This is a genomic window from Clostridium sp. B9 (genome assembly GCF_050509515.1).
Lineage (GTDB): Bacteria > Bacillota > Clostridia > Clostridiales > Clostridiaceae > Sarcina.
The window spans coordinates 1,565,181-1,584,640 of the sequence record NZ_JBNWKA010000003.1 but is presented as its reverse complement, the minus strand read 5'-3'; the positions used below and the strand labels follow the sequence as shown (position 1 = coordinate 1,584,640).

The following is a 19,460-nucleotide window of genomic DNA, read 5'->3' as shown; positions in this document are numbered from 1 at the left end:
AGTTATAACCTTTTTATTTAATACAGACACATCTCCTTTAAAACCTCTAACTCTATATATAAAACTTACTTAAAACATTTATTTGTCACTTCACACAAGTTATGTATTTGTCTATATGAACTTTTTTAGTTACCTCATTTCAAAACTTATATTAATTTTTTCAATTCACATTGTGAGGGGATTTTCCCCTCTTTTTTATTAATCTAACCAACTTATTCCCCCCTTTTATTTACATAATAATTAACATTCATAAAACAATATGTTAATTTTAGAATTTAAGAGTAAATCTTTTCTTTATGAAGCTAATTTAACTGAATAAGTTTTCACGATATTTGTTTGCAATTGAAATTTATTATCACAAGTAATATAATAGCACTTGAGATTAATTATCACTTACAACAAAGTAAAATAATTAAAAAGGTGTGATTGAAACGTTAAAGGAAATTTTAAAAGTAATGAAAGAATCTGGAGAATTTTCTTCAGCTACTATTGCTAAAAAACTTAATATTAGTGAACTAATGGTAGAAATGTATAAAGAGCAACTAGAAAAAAAAGGGTTTATAAATAAAACTACTATTTCTGGATGTTCAACAGAAAAATGCTCAAACTGTGGATGTGGTTGTTCAAATAATCTTTCTCCACTTTCAGGTTGGGAAATAACAAAGAAGGGTCTAAATCTTATAGACTAATTTCTTAATACAAACAGGTATTAAAGTTTTTAAAGCTAAATTATAATTAGGAGGGATATGAATGGAAACCTTAGAAAAGAAGAATATTGGTGAGAAGCTAGTAGTAAAGGGGCTCGAAAAAGATAGTTCAGTAAAGAGACGACTTTTAGACATGGGGATAACTCCTGGTATTACTTTAGAAATCACCGGCAAAGCCCCATTAGGCGATCCAATAGAAGTTATGGTAAGAGGATATAAACTTACTTTAAGAAAAACTGAAGCTAAGAGTATATATGTTTAGGAGGTATTCATTATGATGCCAATGGCTTTAGCAAAATGTGGTACTTCTATAAAAGTTGAAAGAATATTACTAGATGATGCCCTAGGTAAAAGGCTTAGAGAGATAGGAATTTCAAAGGGGAATTATATTGAAATTATAAAAAATGATAGTGCTGGCCTTATTCTTGGTATAAATGGAACTCGTCTTGCACTTGACAGGACATTATCTCAGAAAATATTTGTTAGAGAAGTTAATTAAAAATCTTATAAGTTTAGAGATAGACTTTGTGTTGGTATATTTTATGTAACAATTAAAACTAAAATCGAATAATTATTAAGGGGGAAATTTAATGTTAACAATTGCGTTAGCCGGTAATCCTAACTGTGGTAAGACAAGTTTATTTAACTTACTTACAAAATCAAGACAGCATATAGGAAACTGGCCAGGTGTTACAGTAGAAAAGAAAGAAGGAACATTAAAGTTTAAAGGAGAAAGCTATAAGGTAGTGGACTTACCTGGAACATATAGCTTAGGTGCCTACTCTGAAGATGAAATAGTTGCTAGAAACTACATAATGAAAGACAATCCTGACGTTGTTATAAACGTTGTGGATGCAACAAACCTTGAAAGAAACCTTTATCTTACTACTCAACTTATAGAAATGGGAGCAAATGTTGTTATTGCTCTTAATATGATTGATCAAGCTGAAAGCTTAGGTTTAAACATAGATGCTGATAAAATTTCAAAAAAATTAGGTGTTCCCATAGTTAGAACATCAGCTCTTAAAAATAGAGGTATAAATGAACTTATTGAAACTGCTATTAATACTAAGAAAGGTTCAGAAAATCTTGAAATAATCTATGGAGAAGAAATTGATACTGAGATTGAAAATCTTTCTAATGTTCTCAATGAATATAAGAATAAATTAGAATTCCCAGTTGACTGGACTGCTCTGAAATTATTAGAAAATGATGAATACATGAAGGGTGTTGTTAAGAAACTTAATGCACCAAGTATATTCACTCAACTTGAAGCCAGTAATAAAAAAATTGAAGATAAAATTGGTTTTGAAGCTGAAATGTCTGTTGTAGATAAGAGATACTCTTTCATAGCTTCAATTACTCAAGGTAATATAAAACAACTTAAAGAAAAGAAAACCACTTTTACTGAAAAGCTAGATAAAATAGTTACAAATAAATATTTAGGAATTCCACTATTTGCACTTATAATGTATTGTTTATATGAATTAACTTTTTTAATTGGAGCCGGAATACAAGAATGGTTTGGAGAGGTTATTGCTAAAACTGGAGAAAACGTATCAGCATGTTTTGCTAGTATTGGTACTCCTACTCTTATAGTTGATTTCATAAATGGTGGTATATTTGCTGGTGTTGGATCTGTTCTTTCATTCTTACCACTAATCATGGTTATGTATTTCTTACTAGGTCTTTTAGAGGACAGTGGATATATGGCAAGAGCTGCTTATGTTATGGATAGACTTATGAGAGCTTTAGGTCTTCACGGTAAAACTTTCGTATCGATGATTGTTTCAGTTGGATGTAATGTTCCTGGAATAATGTCTACAAGAACACTAGAAAACAAAAAAGATAGAATGATAGCAATACTTATTAACCCATTTATATCATGTGGTGCTAGATTGCCTATATATGCGGTATTTATAGAAGCATTCTTCCCTAGTCATAAAGGTTTAATATTGTTTGGACTATATGTATTTGGAATTATTATAGCATTAATAAGTGGTAAAATATTTAGTAAAACCTTATTTAAAGGCGAATCTTCATACTTTGTAATGGAATTACCGTCTTATAGACTACCATCAATTAAAAACGTTTCTTTACTAATGTGGGAAAAAGCTAGTGCTTTCTTCAAGAAAGCAGGTATGATAATCTTCCCAATGATGATTGTTCTTTGGGCATTATCAATATTCCCATTAGGAGTTGAACAAAACAGTGAACATTCATACCTTGGTATGATAGGAAGCTTTGTTGCTCCTCTATTCACATTAGCTGGATATGGTACTTGGCAAGCTGGTGTATCATTAATTACTGGTATATTAGCAAAAGAATCTGTCGTTTCAACTATGGGTATGGTTTATGCAGGTGTTTCTGAGGGAGAAGCTTTAGTAAATACAATTCAACAAGTATTTACACCACTTTCAGCAGCTTCATTCTTAGTAATGACGTTACTATATACTCCTTGCTTAGCAGCATTAGGAGCTATAAAAAGAGAAACAAATTCACTGAAGTGGACAATCTTCTCAGCAGTCTACACATTTGTAGTTGCTTTAGTATTGTCAACAATAGTTTATCAAGTTGGATTACTATTAGGTTTCCAATAAAATAAATAGCCTTCTAATTATAATTATTTATTTAATTATAATTAATATATATTAGCCAAGAGACCTCCTTCCAATAGTCTCTTGGCATTTTATTTACTTTTAAAATAAAAAAGACTAAGAACAACTATATATGCTCTTAGCCTTTTTTTGCGGTTATATTTTAAAATGTAATTTATTGAAAGCATTTTAATTCGTTTTTATATGATAAACTCAATTATTATCTTTTTTATAATCATAGTTTAATAAGTAAACATTATCATTTAATATTATAAATCACCAATCTTATAAATTAGGTTTATTATATACTTAAAAGTATATAAATACTAACCTAAAATTTATAAAATTAGCTCTTTTAAATATGTACACTTTTTAGTTCTAAATGTAGTTAACCTTTGGAACTTCTGTAAGCATAACTTTCTTAATAGGACTACTTATCTCAGGGGAATTGCTAGCCTCTTCTTTAAGTCTATACTTTCTTCCATCTACAATTATGTAATGTATATTCATAATTGTACATGTTCTTCCCTCTTCTCTTAGCTGTTTATCAACAGCTTTCATAATTTCTCCTTTTGTATGGAATCTTTGATTGAATTCAAAATTAATCTTATCCCAATTATGAAACACAGACATCACCTCTAAAACCTATCAAAGCTTAGACTGATTCAATATAATATACCAATTGAAGTAATTTTTATAAACTCCTGCCTTAAATTTTGCTATGTAATTCTAAGCTAAGACAAAAATTTAACCTTGTCATGTAACTTATATTTACTATCATAATTATATGTAAATAAATATTTTAAATTACAAGTTAAGGTTATCTCACTATATTATACCACTTTAACTTTAAAAACTAAAGATAATCTATAGTTTTAATTAGCATGTTTACTATTTATTTATATTTTATAATATATATTATAAGTCACATAACCATTTTAATTTCCAATAAAAAACATAAACATTAGGACTTCTTTTCAAAGTCCTAATGTTTAATCAAAACCTATATTAGCTACTCTTCAACTGGAAGGAGAATGGCATTTTTAATACACTTAGCTCCCTCTGGAGTTAAATTTTGTTCTCTTATATAATATTTTTTATTATCAATCATTAAATGATAAAGATCTACAACTTGGCAATCCTTATTTTCTCTTATTAAGCACCTAACTACAGCTCTCATAAAATCAACTCTGCTTAAAAAGTTTTGATTTAAAGTTATTTTCATAGGTTCTTGTTCTTTAAATAACATATTCAACACCCCTTATACTAATCATAAATTCCTTACATGAACTATGCTAAAATATAAAGTCCTTAATCAACTTTAAAGCTTTCCAAGTTTACCACCATATAATAAGTTGGCAAGAAATTGGTCTATATTTTTAGAAAACCAAGGCTATGGCTTTTAAAAATTATCAAAGAAACATTTACAACTAATTTTTCAAGCTTGTAGTATTTACAAAACTGTGAAAACAAAGCTTAAGCCTTGATTTTCTACTATAAAACTCTCTATTCTTGCCACTTTTATTATACTACTTCCACTCATTTATGTAAACATTTTCTTCAATTTTCAGTTAACACTATTCACATTTATTTAATATCAACTATCACCATAATATCATTGATTAAAGTATTCTTTAAATATGTCATACCAAGCTAAACTCCAATCCATTTCTTTACAAAGTTCAAATAACTCTTCTTCATCATTTATATTTTTAGCTGTTATTATCTTATGAGTTTCTTTATTAACTAACAACCCATTTTCAACATCCTTTGAATATTCTGGATACATAGCAACACTTCTTATATGAGAAAATTCAGCAGTTCTATAATTAAGTTTTTCCAATGTCAATTCATCAATATCAAGTTTATATCTCGTCCTTCTTTTCTTTTTTAATGATTTTCTTGACTCTGACATAAGCTTACTATGTTCTAGCCTTAAAACTTTAGCTTTATCACTATTTAATATAGCCTCATAATAATTCTTAGAAAGTGAAAGATATTTTTCTGTTTTTCCAACTCCACTCTCTTCTATTCTCTTATATATTATCTTTATAATCTCAAATCCTCTTACATACGTGTATTGTCCAATATTAACTTTATACTTATCATAAATTCTATCTAAAAGATATGCCGCATTTCCCTTTGTTGTCCTAAGTATTGAATGTAGCCTATCTTCTCTAATCCATACCCATCCCTTATCATCTAAAAAGGAAGAGCCTTTCCAGGCGTTTTCAATTTCTTTATACACCTTTGGAGCAAGTTCTTCCTCTTTCTCTGGCATTTCAAATTCAAAGTCACTAGCACTATATTTTAAGACTACTAAGTCAGTGCAATCACATTCTTTTTTATTAGCCATTCTTTACCATATTCTTATAAAGAGTATTTAGTTTTGCCATAGCCTTATCAGCCTTTGGATGATTACAATGATCAGGATGGATACTCTTAGCTATCTTAGTCATCCAATTCTTTGCTCTAGTCCTATTACTATAATGTGTCTTAGTTATTCCAAGCTTCCTAGCTCTAACATCCCCATCTAACTCTAATAAATAGAAGATATATTCATTACTTACACTAGTGAAATATCCATTAGGAACATTAATTACCTCATTAATTATAACTTCTGGTTCCGGTAATAATTTCTTAGCACATTCTAAAACCTCTTTATAGCAAACTATCTTATTATAAAGTTCAGCCCATCCTCTAGATTTCATATTAACTAAAGGGCCTACCTCTTCTTGTATTTTCTTCTTAAGCTCTTTAAAACTTCCAAGTTTTTTTAATTCTTCTAAAGAATTTACGTCAATCCAATTCATATATCTATCCCTTAAAAAATTAATCCTATGTTAATATATTAAAATCATTACATCAATATTACCTGTAATCTAAATTTTTTAAGCAATAAAAGTATTTCGTAATATAATTTATTAAAATCCTTCTCTGAATGGTGGAAATACGTATTCATCCTGTCTTTTTACTGATATTAAGACTTCTTCTCCACATATTTCCTTACATACAGCAGTCCCTCTAAATACTTTTAGATTATCACTTGCTCCCATCTTAAGAAACTCCATAAGTGCCTCAACCTTAGTGTCAAAACATGCTTCTGGAACAATCATACCACTTGAAGTAACTTCACAAACAATATACTTCTCTGAAATATACTTACACCAAGCATTCTCCTTATTCCAATCTAGTCCAAACTTCTCACTCATAAGCTCGTACCAATTTTCAGCTATGCTTTCTTTTTCACTTTTAGCCTTCTTACCAACTAATTCTTCCTTAAGCTTCATAACTGCATATCTAAGATAAAAAACTTTGTCAACTTCATCCTCAAACTCATATAAATTAAGATCAAATCCATAAGTTTTATAAACCTCAGTGACCTTCTCATTAAGCTTTTTAGAATCAATTACAAAATTCCCGTTCTTTGTCTTGTATGTAGTAGTTCCCATTCTCTGTTCTCCTTCATTTTTAAAATATTATATTGTTTAAGCCCCTATTAAATACTTCTTATAAATTAATTATATGAAGTGTTATTTTAAAATATATTGTTGTAACCCAAAGATAATTAATAAATATTATTCACATTAATAAATTCTTATTAACAATTTATTATCATCTGTATATATAATACCACAAATAGTAAAACTCTAACAGTTCTTTGTAAATACTACATTTTCTTAAAACAAACTTATACTATTAAACAATAATTAATTCTAACTATTAATAAATAATTAATAATATTAATACCCAACCCTCTTTATAAGCTCATTTATAGATTTCCAATCTTCATAATTCATAGAAACCTTCTTTAAAAGAATTCTGTTTTCCTCATTTTCAAAAAAAGTACATGCTCTTTCCTTGCTATCATTTATCATAACATCAAATTCTCTAAATAAAGATCCAATCCCTCCCTCATTCAAATTATCAATATTATTTAAGTTATCAAAATACCCACCTATAACTCTCATTTCTTTAACAGCACTATGCATATCATCAAAATTCTTTTCATCCCTCAAATCAATCATTGATTTTTGTATTATTGCCATATTTTGTTCCAAATCATAAATCAGTTTCTCTTCTGACTTTTTTATAATGTTCCCTTGATAAAATATAATAAATACAGAAACAAATAACAGCATTCCTAATACCCATTCATTAATAAATTTAGATCTTATCTTTTCCTTAACCAAACCTCTTCCCCCATTCTCAATACAATTGTTTTATTACTTATTTTACCATAAAATTTGCAATATATTGTTTAAAAACTATAATTATAGTATGAATATTTTAAAGGAGAATAGTGATGAACAAAGAAACTTTAAATAAAGATAATATAAAAAAAGAATTATGTGAAATTTGCGGTGAAGAAATGGATGAAAATAAGTTTGCTTATGATTATGATGAAGAAAGTAAACTAGTTTTTAAATGCCCAGCGTGTGGTCATAGAAAGGTTAGAAACATATAAAGCTTAATATCTTCTGTAATTCTATTTAAAACATATTGAATTAAATAAGTGATCTATCAAAACAAGTTTTTTAACTAAATTTGACAGACCACTTACCCCCTTTATAATTTCACACCTTGTTTTACCACATTATTACAAATGTTAATATATATTTGACTTTTTAAACTTATAGAATCAAATTTATCTTATTTGCTTATTTAACTTAATAAGCTTAAATAATTCTTAGTTATTATTAATTAAGCAACTTTCTATCACTTGTAAAGGCTATATATAAGATTTTATGAACATATCTTAAGATTATATTATTTGAAAGGAAAATTCAGGAGAATTATAATAATAAAGGGACTATTTTAAGGAGGCTTATATATGAGGGGTAAGAAAATATGGGTTATTATATTGATTATAATAATAATTGCAGATGGTGGATATTTTTCTAGCGAATATATAAAAAGGAAAAATAAACTAAATAATTATATGGGTGAGATAACTACATATATTGCAGATAAAGAATATGATAAAGCAAAAGAAACTTTAGAAAAAGCTAAAGCTCTTGACTTATCTAACGATGAGTTAATCGGATTAGAAAATAAGCTTAATACAACTGAAAAATAAAAATCCACCAGCTTAGCTGGTGGTATTTCCTCAGCCCTATAAGGGCATGCTACTTGCGTTGCGTCTTAAGACGCTTAAATTGGTCCGCCAGCCGCATACTTCTTTACTTGCTACCCTTAAAAGGGTCCATATATTCTTTTATACTAATTTGATCAGCTATCATATCTTCTTGTTCTTGATTTCTTATATATTCTTCAATTGCCTTCTTATTTTTTCCGACAGTATCAACGTAAAATCCTCTGCACCAGAAATGTCTATTTCCATATTTATATTTTAAATTTGAAAACTTCTCAAAAATCATAAGACTACTCTTACCTTTTAAAAATCCAACGAAACTTGAAACACTCATTTTTGGTGGTATTTCAACAAGCATATGTATATGGTCTACGCAAGCGTGCGCTTCGACTATCTTAACTCCTTTCCATTCACAAAGCTGTCTTAATATCTTACCTATCTCTTGTTTTTTCTCTCCATATATTTCTTTCCTTCTGTATTTTGGTGCAAATACTATATGATATTTACAATTCCATTTTGTATGTGCTAAACTGTTTGTATCCATTTAAAAACCTCCCTTTGTTACGAAAATTGGCTGCGAACCTATTTTCATTTTAACAAAAGGAGGTTTTTTATTACATCGCTAAAGCTCATCTGAACACACTCGCATAGCGAGTGGTTTTCATTAAACAATAAAAAAGGAAGTAACTATAAATGTTACTTCCTCTTTATCTATCTAAATCTATCTCTTAAATCTCTTATTGAACCATCTATAAGTTCTCCAACAGCTTTGTATTTCCAATCTCCATTATCTCTTATTAACTCAGAGAATATAAGTGATCTTGCTCTACTGCCATCCTCACTTAAGTTATATCTACAGATTTCACTATATCCTTTATCAGCATCAAGTAATCTTACATAAGCATTTTTTACTTCTGCAAAAGTTTGATTTCTTTCTTTCCCATCATAAATACAAATTGCAAATACTATTTTCTCACATTCCATAGGAATATTGTTCAAAGTAACAGAAATCTTTTCATCATCTCCATCACCGGCTCCTGTTAAGTTATCTCCATGAAGTTTTATTCCTTTACCATTTTGACAACCAAAATAGATTAAACTAGTTGTGCTATCCTTTATCATCTTTCCTCTTCCATCTAAAAGAAATGCAACAAGATCCAAATCAAAATCTTTTCCTCCGCCAAATCCAAAGAATCCTTTTTTCTTGGCTACATCCCAACCTGCTCCTAGCATAACATTATTAAGTCCTGGATTTTTCTTAGTTAAATCTAATATATCATTCTTTTGTAGGTTTAACATCTCAATTCTCCTTACTTCATAAATTTAATAATTACCTATTTGTAATAAATACTAGGTTGTCTCTATAAAGACTAACCTAGTATTTATTCTCCTTAATAACTATCTACTAATAAATTACCATGTATTACATATATAAAGCTAAAAGGCCATTTAAGTCAGCTATTTTTCCTTCTCCTAGAGCTTTGAACTGCCAGTCAAAACCATCTCTATATAATTCAGCAAATACTATTGAAGTAACTGTTGAACCATCTTCTTTTAAGTTAAATCTACAAACTTCTTTTTCATTATTTTTAGCATCTAAAATTCTAACATATGAATTATCAACCATTCCGAAAGTTTGTCTTCTTTCTTGTGCGTTATGAATAGTTACACAGAAAACTATTTTTTGAACATCACTTCTTATTTGTGATAAATCTATATTTATTCTCTCATCGTCACCTGAACCTGCACCACTTCTATTATCTCCACTTAAAGCAATACCTTGTCCTTGTGGATTGTTAAAGAATATAACATCAGCAGGAACATTAGCAACCTTTCCATTTCCATTTAATAAAAATGCAGCGATATCTAAATCAAAGTCTTGTCCACTTACAGCTACGTCCCATCCAGCTCCTAATATAACCTGTTGAAGTCCTGGATTTTTCTTAGTTAAATCTAATATATCATTCTTTTGTAAGTTTAATGCATTTACTCCATTATTGAAAGGATTTGAGTTATTTGATGAATCTCCACCAAACATTCCACCTAAATTTATTGCCATAGTAAAACCCTCCTGTTTTTCTTATTTATTCTCAATACTAAATTGTCTAATTTTACAAATTTAATATTAAGTTAATTTTACATCAAAACTTTATAATAATCAATTTTTTCTATATTATAATTTGTTATCCCAATATGTAAATAAGCTATACCTAAAAACAAAAAGGGTTGTATAAAAAACTTTTTAATACAACCTTTTTCCCGTTATTAAACTGTATATATATTTTTCTTCACATCAGCTTTAATTGCTTCAAGCTTCTTAGTATTTTCCACTCTTTCCATAGCATTCTTTCTTTGAATTTCCTTAGTATCTTCTATACCTTTCATAATTGTTTGGTATGATTTTTCTAAACTTTCTACAGCAATAGAACTACCTGATGACATCCTAGCAATTTCTACTGATTGTCTTGATGTATTAGCCGCATTTCTCATAATAAGTTCATTTGTCTTATCGTCTAACTGTTTCATTGATTTAGCTTGTATATCTTGTCTCTTTAATATAACAGCCTGTGCTAAACATTGCTTAAATATTGGAAGAGTTATTATAAATGATGAATTAATCTTTCTCATAAGATTAAAGTTTGACATCTGTATTGTTTGAATCATAGGGGCTGATTGTATAGCAACATTTTCAGCAACTCTTAAATCATATATTCTTTGTGACAACATCTCCTTACTAAGTTCAAGCTTTTGAATCATCATATTTCTTTCATCCATATTCATTGACATATCATTAGAAAACTGTGCTATGTATGCATCAACTTCTTCTATGGCAATCTCTCCTGCAACTATATATTTTTCAAGTAACTTATAAAAATCCATATTAGTTTCAAAAAGCTTTTTAAGTTGCATATTTGAAGTTTTTATATCCTCTTCATATTTTTTTAGAAGAACATACACCTTCTCAACTTCATATCCCATAGTATCATATTTTTGGAATAGCTTTGCTATTGTAGTTTGAGCTCCTTTAAATATCTTAGATAAGAATGATTTATCTTTTTCTCCACCTTCTAGTTCTTTAATATCAAACTTGTCCATAATTTTAGTTAAATGAACTAACATCTCACTTGCTTCCTCAGCCTTAACTGATTTCATTGAATTTAATAACTCATCCGATACTCTTGAAAGACCTTCACTAGCTTTTTGGCCAAACTTAACTATAGAGTTAGGGTTTTGAATCTCTATTTCTCCAGTAAGATTTTGTACCTCTGGCAATTGTCTTAACATCTCTTTATAAGCATTAGCTTGTTCAAATATCTCCATTGCATTCCCATCTTGAGTCTGCATATTATTATTCTGCAAATCCATACTATTATTCATGTTTATCATAAAAATTCTCCTCTCAATTCCTACCTTTATTTTAAGGTATAGACTATGTTCTAAATCAACCTCCACTTAAAACAGAGCCTAAATACTCTTTTAAAAATCTAATAACATAGAAAGTATCCCTTTCTTTGTTTCTTTATTCTTAAATGATAAAATCTTCTTAAAGTCAATATTATAATCCATTTTACTTAACCTCATAGTGTTTATCTTATCTGATTTTATTACATTATTTATATTGAATAATCCTGAAGGATTAAATATTACTATATCAAAACCTATGTTATAAAGATACCCTAAAAGCATAATCATATCTTCATCTATTTCATCTTCTCTATTTAATGCAATTACTATCTTAGGTATATTCCCTGTAAAATCAAAGCTATCAATTGCTCTAATTATGTCTTTGCTTAAATTCATAACTAAAGACAATAATTTTACACTTCTATGACGATCAAAAGCTTTAACAAACAAATCTTTATCTAAAAGAGTTTCATTAAATTTATTAAGTAATAAATTTTGTAATTCCTCACTATACTTATTTAAACTATATAAAGGCAACTTTTTTATTTCCTCTATATTGAAAGTTCCATCATTTAATTGATAGAACATAAGTTGATACATCTCTTCTTTTACTTCTGAATTAGGTGATATTTTCCCATCATTAAAGAAAAGTGTACTGTCCCCTTCTTTGCAATGCTTTATCAATCTTATATATTCTAAAATATCATCATAAACTCCATCTATCTTCATAAACAAACATGGCACTCTTACAATCTTGCCTTTTACGCCAAAATTATGTCTAAGTTTTGAAGGCTCATTCCAGTAAATATATATATCCTCTAAAATCGTATCCAAAAGCACTGTCTCTGTATATCCATCCCTAAACTGCCAAGGTTTAAACATCCCTGTATTAGAGAACAACTCCTCTTCAACCTCTCTTTGTATCTTCTTTGTTATTGTTTCATTATCCTCAATTAACTTTCCTTTAGCCACTCTTTCTTTAAAACTTTCAATAGGCATAATACTTCTACTAATCACAGCTTCACTTAGTTTATCCTTATCTATTTCTTCAAAGTATTCGTCCTTCAAAGGGTTTATATATATAACATCAAAGCTCATAAGATTTAAAAACATTAAAAAGTATATTTCATGTCTTTTAATAGCCCCATAATAAACGCATTTAGGATTAAAATCTCCATAAAAATTTATATCCTTTAAATACGTATAAGCCCAAACTATAAGCTTTGTAATAAAATTATTTCTTAAATTATCATTCAAGAACTTTTCCTTTGAAATAGCTATTGATACTACATAATCTAAGGCCCTTAAAAATACTGAATTAACTTCCCTATTGTTAAATATATTTATTTCTTCATTTTTTAAATTGTGGACATTCATTCTGTTTAACTCATTTAAAATATACTGAATAAGCTCCATTTCCCCACTTAAAGGAATTTCTCCATCAAAAATTAGAGATATATCCTTCTTATCTTCACATTTAACCTCAAGAGTCTTTAAAACATCATTATAATTATTCCCATCAAAAACTCCAATAAATCTATAAAAACAAGGCTTAAACTCTCCACTTCTAGATACTCTACTTACTCTATCTTTAAACATCTCAAAAACTACTTGTCCTAAATCAGTATGCAATAAAATGTCACCTCTTTTACCCATTCCATCCAATAAGCAGCCTCTTTCAAGGCAAATTATTATATGGTTAAACTTATTTATTTTTCTATATTATGTAACTTAATTTTATATTATTTTATAGTAACTAATCAACAAATAGTATATAAATTTATAAAAATAAGAGAATTACCAAAAGTAATTCTCTTATTTTTATAATGATATATTAATATACTAAATCAAACTATTCTTATTTTAATACCTACTCTATAATTTTAATACTGGTATTTTCTTGCTTTATATTACTACTTTCTTTATCATCTTTATTTAGTTCAAACTTAATTTCAGCACCTAATCTCAATCTTAATTTATCAAAAGTTTCCTTTTGTGATTCATTTAACTCTCTTGATGATATACTTTTACAAAGAATTTGGGCTTTCTCATAGCTTTTATTATTTATAAGCTTCTCTAACTTATCCATATCGCTGTTTATGTCCTTTTCATACTGAGCCTTCTTTTCTATACCATCCTCTAAAGAAAGAACACTCTCATGAAACACTTTAAAATTTTTATCCTTATCTCCAATAGCGGAAATTTTAACTTCAGCCTTTCCAACATTGCCTTCTTTAAATGCTTTTTCAGCACTCAAATAATTTTCCAACATATTTTTCAAATCTTTAGCTTCTTCATTTTCAGGATCTTCATCAAGTGCCATCTCAAAGGATACCAACGCCTTACAATAATTCTTACTATTTATTAGTTCTTTTCCCTTTGCTACTGATTCATTTGCCTGAGAACTAGCACACCCTACTAACCCACCTAAAGATAAACTTACAAAAATACCTGCTAATAACCCCTTAACAACCTTACTCACTTAAAATACGCCTCCAAACCTTAGTATAAAAAAATACCAACATAACTATTATGCAATTCAAATTGTATTTAATTCCCTATTTTTCAAAGTAATCTTATCATATTTTTAATAATAAGTAAACTAAATTAACTTGTAGAAAATAATAAAAAGACAATTTGTAAAATCACAAATTGTCTTTTTATTCAATATGTATGTACCTGTAAATTAAATCATCACTTAGCTGACACTTGAAATGTTGAAATTCTCTATATTATAGATAAATCAAACCATTTTTATGTAACTTTGAAGCTTAGAGACCTCTATTTCATTTTTTATTTTATAAACTCCATATAATCTTTCAGCTTTCTCACTTCCAATCTTATTAATATGACATTGCATATTAATTCTATCTTCTACCCCTTCTACTTCTTCATAATCATCACTTTTTATCTTAATGTAGCATTCTCTTATAACTCTACATAATTCTTTAGGCATACTCACTACTCTCATAGCTTTAACTATCCCTTCTTTTCCCTCAACCAATAGTATTTCGAACTTATAATCTAAATCATCTGAAAGACAAAATCCATCTTCTGCAAAATTTAAATCAACGGGAAAGGCACTACATCCTAAAACTCCATCTATAGAAAGAGTAAATCCTACAAAATCTCTCGTAAGTCCAAAAGTTTTTTTAGGATATATCTGAAATCCTAATTCTAAATTTCCAAAATTAATAGCAAATTGATCTTCTAAAGTAGAATTATCCCACCTTAATAAAAGATTAAACTCATCTTTATTATGAAGGATCATTGCACTATCCCCTTTTATATCAATGAATGTCTTATCCCCAATTCCTATAACAGATTCATCACATGATTCACTCTCATATGCTCTTCTATTATTAAAGCTTTCTTTTAACTCCTCTTTTGCATCATTAACTCTTTCTAAGAAAATCTTATCCTCAAATTCATTATCTTTAATAAGTTCTCTGACGAAATCTCTGATATCATTATTAAACTTCTCATTCATCACAAAACCCTCCCCTTTTATTAATGCTTAAACCCATTATATACTAATATAAGTAAAATATACAAATTCAAAAAGAGTTATATCAAAACATATCCTAAATTAAACTTGCAAATATATTCAATATTCACAAGTTTTATTTATTAGTCTTGCTATAACTCTATTCCTAATAATAATTTTTAACTATGTAATTGGTCAATATACTTATCTAATCCACTTTGTTCTGGCTCATCTGTAAATGTATATAGGCTAAAGCTTTCTTCTACTTGTTGTGAGCTTATTCCATCAAAAAGTATTGCATCTAAATTTTCAATATCTTCTAAAGCTGTAGTCCTATCATAATCCTCACTTATTATATTTAGATAATGCTCTCTAATTATCTTGCAAAGCTCTCTTGGAAATCTTATCTGTCTCATAGCCTTTACTATATTCTTATCATCCACTGCAATTATATTTAAAGCATAGTTTAAACTTTTTGAAAAGGCAAAACCATCTGGAGTGAAATTAAAATCTAATCTCATATCACTATACTCAACAGCTCCCTCTATAGATAGAGTAAAACCTGCAAAATCATAATGAAGCCCAAAATCTTCCTTATTAAATATTTGAAAACCAAAATCAACTTTCCCCTTACTTACGCCTCTAAAACTCCTCTTGGCTTCACCTGGAAACCTTAATATAACTAGGAGACTATCCCTTTCTGTTAAAAGGCTTATCATATCCTCCATGAGATTTATTGAAAGCTTACTCCCCACCTCTAGATAACAATCACCCTCTTCATAATTATCATCTTCGTGAATATTTTCTTTCCCCAAAACCTCATTTAAATACCTTTTAAACTCAAAGTCAAATTCATTTTCCATCCCTAAGTCTCCTCCATTTAAAATAACCTTCAATTATTATATATCAACGAACTTAGACTTACAAACCATATTTTAACCATTTTTAATCATAAAAAATCTAAAAAACTTTGAAAAAAGCTACTTACACATGTAACCCTCCTCAAAGTTTTAAATATTTTCTATTTACTACTATATGTGCAACTTGATTTATTATAGAATTTAGTCTATTCTTCTAAATTTACAAAGCCATAACTATACTTCCTATAAATATTAAGAAAGCCCCTATAAATGATTTTAAAGTAATTTCTTCACTTAATATAAAGAAAGCCAATATTACAGTTATTACTATACTAAGTTTATCTATGGCTATTACTTTGGTTACTTGCCCAATTTGAATTGCCTTATAATAAAAGATCCACGATAGCCCTGTGGCTAATCCTGATAAAACTAAAAATATCATTGAATAATTAGATATATTCTTTATTCCTTTATAACTTCCAGTAGCAAAAACTATTCCCCAAGCTAGAATTAATACTACAATAGTCCTAATTGCTGTTGCTAAATTAGAACTAATACCGTCAATACCCATTTTAGCAAATATTGATGTTAATGCTGCAAATACTGCAGATAATGCCGCATAAATAATCCACATATCTCCTCCATTATTGTAATAGATTTTCATTATCATTAATTTTACCACAAATATTAACTTATTTATGGATTTATTCTTAAAAGTTAATAGACTATTAAAATAAAAATCTATATTTTAATAGATAGCCAAATAAAAATAAGATTAAGGAATGGAATTTCATTCCTTAATCTTATTTCTAAGCTTTAAAAGTGCTTCTCTTATTTCTTTAACCTCTTCATGATTGAAATTTTCAAATACACTATCAAAGCTGTTATTTATATCGTTTCTGAATTTTCTTGCAAAGCTTACTCCCTCTTTTGTAAAAATAATATAAGTATTTCTCTTATCACTTTCCTCTTTTGTCTTTTCAACATATCCCATTGATTCTAGTCTAGATACAATACCTGAAACTGTCCCCTTAGCTAAAGACATTTCATCACAAAGTTCACTTATAGTTATTTTCCCTTTATGAGCAATAAGTTTAATAACTGTTATTTGTTGATGAGTAAGCCCACTTTCTTTTAATCCTTCACTGACTTTCCCCATAGTACTTGAATATATTTCTTTTATTAGCATTGCTATTTCAAATGAGTCATAATTCATTGTTACACCCTCTTTTAAACTATTATGCTACTTTTTTAAATTTGATTTTAATATCTTCAAATTTTAAAAATCCAATAAAGAAATAAACTCCTGCCATAAATAAAGCTGCTCCAAGCCCTATATAAAAAGTTCCTAAATAAACTGGATTAAATATTCCTAAGTTTCTAACTGTTATTCCGAAAAATATCATAAATCCCATTATCAAATAACTTTTAAAATCAAAAAATGAGAATGCACAATGTTTTTCAAGTTCACTATTTACTATTCTTGTTGTATGTTTTTTAAACATTTTACTAAATATAAATTTAAAGAAAATAAAGAAAACTAAGGCACCAAATAATGCTGTAACAATTAAGTTTCCATTATGTGATATAACATCTCCTGCTCCTAATGTAAATACTCTAAACCCTGCAAATCCCCAAACTAAACCCGCAATTAGTAATAAAATCTTTTTACTAACTCTTGGTGTATATTTTTTTAAACCATCCATAATTATCTCTCCTCTTCAGTAAATTAATATATAATTACTAATTTTCATTTCACAAATAAATAGTTCGCATTAGAACCTTTTTGTTCCTATGCGAACTATTTTACTCTTATTATGAACAGTTGTCAAATAAAACTACTATAAATTATATTATCTTCTTGAATACTCACTTATAATCATTCCATCAACAGTTTTAACTTCATTTAACTTAAGTTTAATCTCTGGATTTCCTTCTTTAAATAGTGGTATTCCGCTTCCCAAGACTAAGGGCATAGTTGTTATTGTGTACTCATCTATTAAATCTTCTTTCATTAAAGTATCAATAAATCCTGCACCACCAACAATCCACATATCTTTTCCTTCTTCACTTTTCAACTTTCTTATAAACTCAGCTGCATCTTCATTTATAAATGTTATATCTTCATTATAAGTTTGAGTTTTTCTATAAAGCTTTCCAAAATCCTCATTAACAAAAATTATTTCATTACTAACATCCTTAATACTTTCTTCAAGTAAAAGTTCTTCATCCATTTTATTCTTAGTGAATACATAACTTTTCTTTCCTTCATAAACCCAAGCTTCAGGACTTAATTCATTTAGTATTTGCTCATAAGTTTTTCTCCCCATAATTACAGTATCAATTCTACTATAGAATTCATCATACCCGTAATCTAATACTTCTTCTTTCCCTTCTCCACCAAGCCAATCAATAGCTCCATCTTCTCTTGCAATATAACCGTCTAAACTTTGCGCTATATATAAAATTACTTTTCTTTTGCTTTTCATATTAACTCATCTCCTATTAAACTCTATAGTTTCATTCTAGTCTTCTAAAACAAATAAAACAATGTTTAGTTTTCCCTAACCCCCATTTAATATACCTTTAATTAGGATTTTAATTACTATAATATATAACTTTAAACTATTCACTTTTATATATTGGCTAAACCCCATAAAAAGCACCAAATACCTAATAAAATAATACTTATAGTAAAATAAGCTCTATATCTAAACTTTTTATTTTGCTCTGAAATAATAATCATAATAATCAATAATAATATTAATTTAATATGTACAACTTACCCCCTTATAATAAAAAAATTTAAGGGAAACCTAGTTGTGTATCCTTATAGAGATTAAGACAATATTTTGTGATGTTCATCACCTCCTAAAAGTCTTAATTTCTCTAGAATTTTCTATATGCCTTTTTAATTGAAGTAGGCTATATCAAATTTCCCCTTTCAGTACAGAATCTGATATAGCCTTCTTTTATTTTATCTTTAAGTTATTTTTTATTCTCTTAAACTAAAACTAATTTAAAGTAACTTATCCTTACCTTAATGTTGATTATTAAAATTCATAAACCATGGACCACATTCAATATCCCAATTTATTTCAGCATTCTCTGTAAAATTAGCATATTTAATAATCTTATATCCAGCCCCTAAATATTCAGTAGAACCTCCATCTTTATAGACTGCCATTTCAGTAGAAAATATAGGTTTTTTATTATTAGTTATTCGGCTGTAATCTATGGCAAAAAGAACTCCCCAGCAAACAATAAAAACAATTATTACTAATCCTATCTTCTTTTTCATATTTTCGC

25 protein-coding genes are annotated in these 19,460 nt (G+C 28.1%); 6 read left to right on the top strand and 19 right to left on the bottom strand.

Annotated elements, in window-relative coordinates:
* The first annotated feature begins 422 nt into the window (after positions 1-422).
* From ACQZHJ_RS07145 to feoB, 4 genes are all read left to right on the top strand, one after another.
* Positions 423-689 carry a FeoC-like transcriptional regulator gene (locus tag ACQZHJ_RS07145; RefSeq protein ID WP_430484856.1) on the top strand — a complete coding sequence of 89 codons (267 nt, stop codon included), beginning with the start codon at positions 423-425 and terminating at the stop codon, positions 687-689.
* A gap of 61 nt (positions 690-750) precedes the next feature.
* Positions 751-969, top strand: coding sequence for a FeoA family protein (locus ACQZHJ_RS07140; RefSeq protein ID WP_430484855.1), 219 nt, complete (start codon positions 751-753; stop codon positions 967-969).
* Positions 970-981: 12 nt separating this feature from the next.
* Entirely contained in the window at positions 982-1,206 is a 225-nt protein-coding gene (locus ACQZHJ_RS07135) for a FeoA family protein (RefSeq protein ID WP_430484854.1), read from the top strand.
* 91 nt (positions 1,207-1,297) lie between these two features.
* Positions 1,298-3,307: a ferrous iron transport protein B gene (feoB, locus tag ACQZHJ_RS07130; RefSeq protein ID WP_430484853.1), complete on the top strand. Its 2,010-nt coding sequence runs from the start codon at positions 1,298-1,300 to the stop codon at positions 3,305-3,307.
* A gap of 375 nt (positions 3,308-3,682) precedes the next feature.
* Here feoB and ACQZHJ_RS07125 read toward each other — a convergent pair whose 3' ends face one another.
* The 6 genes from ACQZHJ_RS07125 to ACQZHJ_RS07100 all read right to left on the bottom strand — a co-directional run bounded on the left by ACQZHJ_RS07125 (position 3,683) and on the right by ACQZHJ_RS07100 (position 7,497).
* Positions 3,683-3,931 carry a hypothetical protein gene (locus ACQZHJ_RS07125; protein ID WP_430484852.1) on the bottom strand — a complete coding sequence of 83 codons (249 nt, stop codon included), beginning with the start codon at positions 3,929-3,931 and terminating at the stop codon, positions 3,683-3,685.
* Between the two features lie 385 nt (positions 3,932-4,316).
* Positions 4,317-4,553, bottom strand: coding sequence for a branched-chain amino acid ABC transporter substrate-binding protein (locus ACQZHJ_RS07120; RefSeq protein ID WP_430484851.1), 237 nt, complete (start codon positions 4,551-4,553; stop codon positions 4,317-4,319).
* Positions 4,554-4,919: 366 nt separating this feature from the next.
* Positions 4,920-5,660, bottom strand: coding sequence for a hypothetical protein (locus tag ACQZHJ_RS07115; protein ID WP_430484850.1), 741 nt, complete (start codon positions 5,658-5,660; stop codon positions 4,920-4,922).
* On the bottom strand, positions 5,653-6,117 hold the full coding sequence (locus ACQZHJ_RS07110) for a hypothetical protein (protein WP_430484849.1): 465 nt from the start codon (positions 6,115-6,117) through the stop codon (positions 5,653-5,655). Before ACQZHJ_RS07110 ends, ACQZHJ_RS07115 begins: the two co-directional genes overlap by 8 nt.
* 111 nt (positions 6,118-6,228) lie before the next feature.
* Complete coding sequence (locus tag ACQZHJ_RS07105; RefSeq protein ID WP_430484848.1) at positions 6,229-6,756, bottom strand: hypothetical protein; 528 nt, start codon at positions 6,754-6,756, stop codon at positions 6,229-6,231.
* Positions 6,757-7,047: 291 nt separating this feature from the next.
* Positions 7,048-7,497 (bottom strand): hypothetical protein, encoded by a 450-nt coding sequence (locus ACQZHJ_RS07100; protein WP_430484847.1) that lies wholly within the window; start codon positions 7,495-7,497, stop codon positions 7,048-7,050.
* A 113-nt stretch (positions 7,498-7,610) separates the two neighbouring features.
* On the opposite strand from ACQZHJ_RS07100, the gene ACQZHJ_RS07095 reads away from it, so the two are divergent.
* Complete coding sequence (locus ACQZHJ_RS07095; protein ID WP_430484846.1) at positions 7,611-7,772, top strand: hypothetical protein; 162 nt, start codon at positions 7,611-7,613, stop codon at positions 7,770-7,772.
* A gap of 366 nt (positions 7,773-8,138) precedes the next feature.
* Entirely contained in the window at positions 8,139-8,384 is a 246-nt protein-coding gene (locus ACQZHJ_RS07090) for a hypothetical protein (protein WP_430484845.1), read from the top strand.
* 103 nt (positions 8,385-8,487) lie between these two features.
* On the opposite strand, the gene tnpA is transcribed toward ACQZHJ_RS07090, so the two are convergent.
* The 13 genes from tnpA to ACQZHJ_RS07025 form a co-directional block, all read right to left on the bottom strand.
* A complete protein-coding gene (tnpA, locus tag ACQZHJ_RS07085) occupies positions 8,488-8,943 on the bottom strand; it encodes an IS200/IS605 family transposase (protein ID WP_124044959.1) in 456 nt (151 codons plus the stop codon).
* Between the two features lie 167 nt (positions 8,944-9,110).
* Complete coding sequence (locus ACQZHJ_RS07080; RefSeq protein WP_430484843.1) at positions 9,111-9,698, bottom strand: TerD family protein; 588 nt, start codon at positions 9,696-9,698, stop codon at positions 9,111-9,113.
* Positions 9,699-9,822: 124 nt separating this feature from the next.
* Positions 9,823-10,458, bottom strand: coding sequence for a TerD family protein (locus tag ACQZHJ_RS07075; RefSeq protein ID WP_430484842.1), 636 nt, complete (start codon positions 10,456-10,458; stop codon positions 9,823-9,825).
* 206 nt (positions 10,459-10,664) lie between these two features.
* Positions 10,665-11,786 (bottom strand): toxic anion resistance protein, encoded by a 1,122-nt coding sequence (locus tag ACQZHJ_RS07070; RefSeq protein WP_430484841.1) that lies wholly within the window; start codon positions 11,784-11,786, stop codon positions 10,665-10,667.
* A 90-nt stretch (positions 11,787-11,876) separates the two neighbouring features.
* A complete protein-coding gene (locus ACQZHJ_RS07065; protein ID WP_430486872.1) occupies positions 11,877-13,460 on the bottom strand; it encodes a YceG family protein in 1,584 nt (527 codons plus the stop codon).
* Between the two features lie 214 nt (positions 13,461-13,674).
* Positions 13,675-14,286 carry a hypothetical protein gene (locus ACQZHJ_RS07060; RefSeq protein ID WP_430484840.1) on the bottom strand — a complete coding sequence of 204 codons (612 nt, stop codon included), beginning with the start codon at positions 14,284-14,286 and terminating at the stop codon, positions 13,675-13,677.
* Positions 14,287-14,547: 261 nt separating this feature from the next.
* Complete coding sequence (locus ACQZHJ_RS07055; protein WP_430484839.1) at positions 14,548-15,294, bottom strand: hypothetical protein; 747 nt, start codon at positions 15,292-15,294, stop codon at positions 14,548-14,550.
* A gap of 176 nt (positions 15,295-15,470) precedes the next feature.
* Complete coding sequence (locus tag ACQZHJ_RS07050; RefSeq protein WP_430484838.1) at positions 15,471-16,154, bottom strand: hypothetical protein; 684 nt, start codon at positions 16,152-16,154, stop codon at positions 15,471-15,473.
* A 217-nt stretch (positions 16,155-16,371) separates the two neighbouring features.
* Positions 16,372-16,785, bottom strand: a complete 414-nt coding sequence (locus ACQZHJ_RS07045) for an EamA family transporter (RefSeq protein WP_430484837.1) — start codon at positions 16,783-16,785, stop codon at positions 16,372-16,374.
* Positions 16,786-16,941: 156 nt separating this feature from the next.
* Positions 16,942-17,367: a MarR family winged helix-turn-helix transcriptional regulator gene (locus ACQZHJ_RS07040; RefSeq protein WP_430484836.1), complete on the bottom strand. Its 426-nt coding sequence runs from the start codon at positions 17,365-17,367 to the stop codon at positions 16,942-16,944.
* 22 nt (positions 17,368-17,389) lie between these two features.
* Complete coding sequence (locus ACQZHJ_RS07035; RefSeq protein WP_430484835.1) at positions 17,390-17,857, bottom strand: hypothetical protein; 468 nt, start codon at positions 17,855-17,857, stop codon at positions 17,390-17,392.
* Between the two features lie 147 nt (positions 17,858-18,004).
* Entirely contained in the window at positions 18,005-18,640 is a 636-nt protein-coding gene (locus ACQZHJ_RS07030; protein WP_430484834.1) for a dihydrofolate reductase family protein, read from the bottom strand.
* Positions 18,641-19,191: 551 nt separating this feature from the next.
* The gene (locus ACQZHJ_RS07025; protein WP_430484833.1) at positions 19,192-19,452 is read right to left on the bottom strand and encodes a hypothetical protein; all 261 of its coding nucleotides are present in this window, start codon (positions 19,450-19,452) and stop codon (positions 19,192-19,194) included.
* Between the last annotated feature and the right edge of the window lie 8 nt (positions 19,453-19,460).

What these genes read in the sequence shown, in the direction of transcription:
- ACQZHJ_RS07080 (WP_430484843.1), bottom strand. Translation starts at nt 9,698, where the DNA reads ATGTTAAACCTACAAAAGAATGATATATTAGATTTAACTAAGAAAAAT.
- ACQZHJ_RS07070 (WP_430484841.1), bottom strand. Translation starts at nt 11,786, where the DNA reads ATGATAAACATGAATAATAGTATGGATTTGCAGAATAATAATATGCAG.
- ACQZHJ_RS07045 (WP_430484837.1), bottom strand. Translation starts at nt 16,785, where the DNA reads ATGTGGATTATTTATGCGGCATTATCTGCAGTATTTGCAGCATTAACA.
- ACQZHJ_RS07105 (WP_430484848.1), bottom strand. Translation starts at nt 6,756, where the DNA reads ATGGGAACTACTACATACAAGACAAAGAACGGGAATTTTGTAATTGAT.
- ACQZHJ_RS07055 (WP_430484839.1), bottom strand. Translation starts at nt 15,294, where the DNA reads ATGAATGAGAAGTTTAATAATGATATCAGAGATTTCGTCAGAGAACTT.
- ACQZHJ_RS07065 (WP_430486872.1), bottom strand. Translation starts at nt 13,460, where the DNA reads ATGGGTAAAAGAGGTGACATTTTATTGCATACTGATTTAGGACAAGTA.
- ACQZHJ_RS07140 (WP_430484855.1), top strand. Translation starts at nt 751, where the DNA reads ATGGAAACCTTAGAAAAGAAGAATATTGGTGAGAAGCTAGTAGTAAAG.
- ACQZHJ_RS07030 (WP_430484834.1), bottom strand. Translation starts at nt 18,640, where the DNA reads ATGAAAAGCAAAAGAAAAGTAATTTTATATATAGCGCAAAGTTTAGAC.
- ACQZHJ_RS07135 (WP_430484854.1), top strand. Translation starts at nt 982, where the DNA reads ATGATGCCAATGGCTTTAGCAAAATGTGGTACTTCTATAAAAGTTGAA.
- ACQZHJ_RS07050 (WP_430484838.1), bottom strand. Translation starts at nt 16,154, where the DNA reads ATGGAAAATGAATTTGACTTTGAGTTTAAAAGGTATTTAAATGAGGTT.
- ACQZHJ_RS07035 (WP_430484835.1), bottom strand. Translation starts at nt 17,857, where the DNA reads ATGGATGGTTTAAAAAAATATACACCAAGAGTTAGTAAAAAGATTTTA.
- tnpA (WP_124044959.1), bottom strand. Translation starts at nt 8,943, where the DNA reads ATGGATACAAACAGTTTAGCACATACAAAATGGAATTGTAAATATCAT.
- ACQZHJ_RS07110 (WP_430484849.1), bottom strand. Translation starts at nt 6,117, where the DNA reads ATGAATTGGATTGACGTAAATTCTTTAGAAGAATTAAAAAAACTTGGA.
- ACQZHJ_RS07090 (WP_430484845.1), top strand. Translation starts at nt 8,139, where the DNA reads ATGAGGGGTAAGAAAATATGGGTTATTATATTGATTATAATAATAATT.
- ACQZHJ_RS07040 (WP_430484836.1), bottom strand. Translation starts at nt 17,367, where the DNA reads ATGAATTATGACTCATTTGAAATAGCAATGCTAATAAAAGAAATATAT.
- feoB (WP_430484853.1), top strand. Translation starts at nt 1,298, where the DNA reads ATGTTAACAATTGCGTTAGCCGGTAATCCTAACTGTGGTAAGACAAGT.
- ACQZHJ_RS07095 (WP_430484846.1), top strand. Translation starts at nt 7,611, where the DNA reads ATGAACAAAGAAACTTTAAATAAAGATAATATAAAAAAAGAATTATGT.
- ACQZHJ_RS07025 (WP_430484833.1), bottom strand. Translation starts at nt 19,452, where the DNA reads ATGAAAAAGAAGATAGGATTAGTAATAATTGTTTTTATTGTTTGCTGG.
- ACQZHJ_RS07115 (WP_430484850.1), bottom strand. Translation starts at nt 5,660, where the DNA reads ATGGCTAATAAAAAAGAATGTGATTGCACTGACTTAGTAGTCTTAAAA.
- ACQZHJ_RS07075 (WP_430484842.1), bottom strand. Translation starts at nt 10,458, where the DNA reads ATGGCAATAAATTTAGGTGGAATGTTTGGTGGAGATTCATCAAATAAC.
- ACQZHJ_RS07120 (WP_430484851.1), bottom strand. Translation starts at nt 4,553, where the DNA reads ATGTTATTTAAAGAACAAGAACCTATGAAAATAACTTTAAATCAAAAC.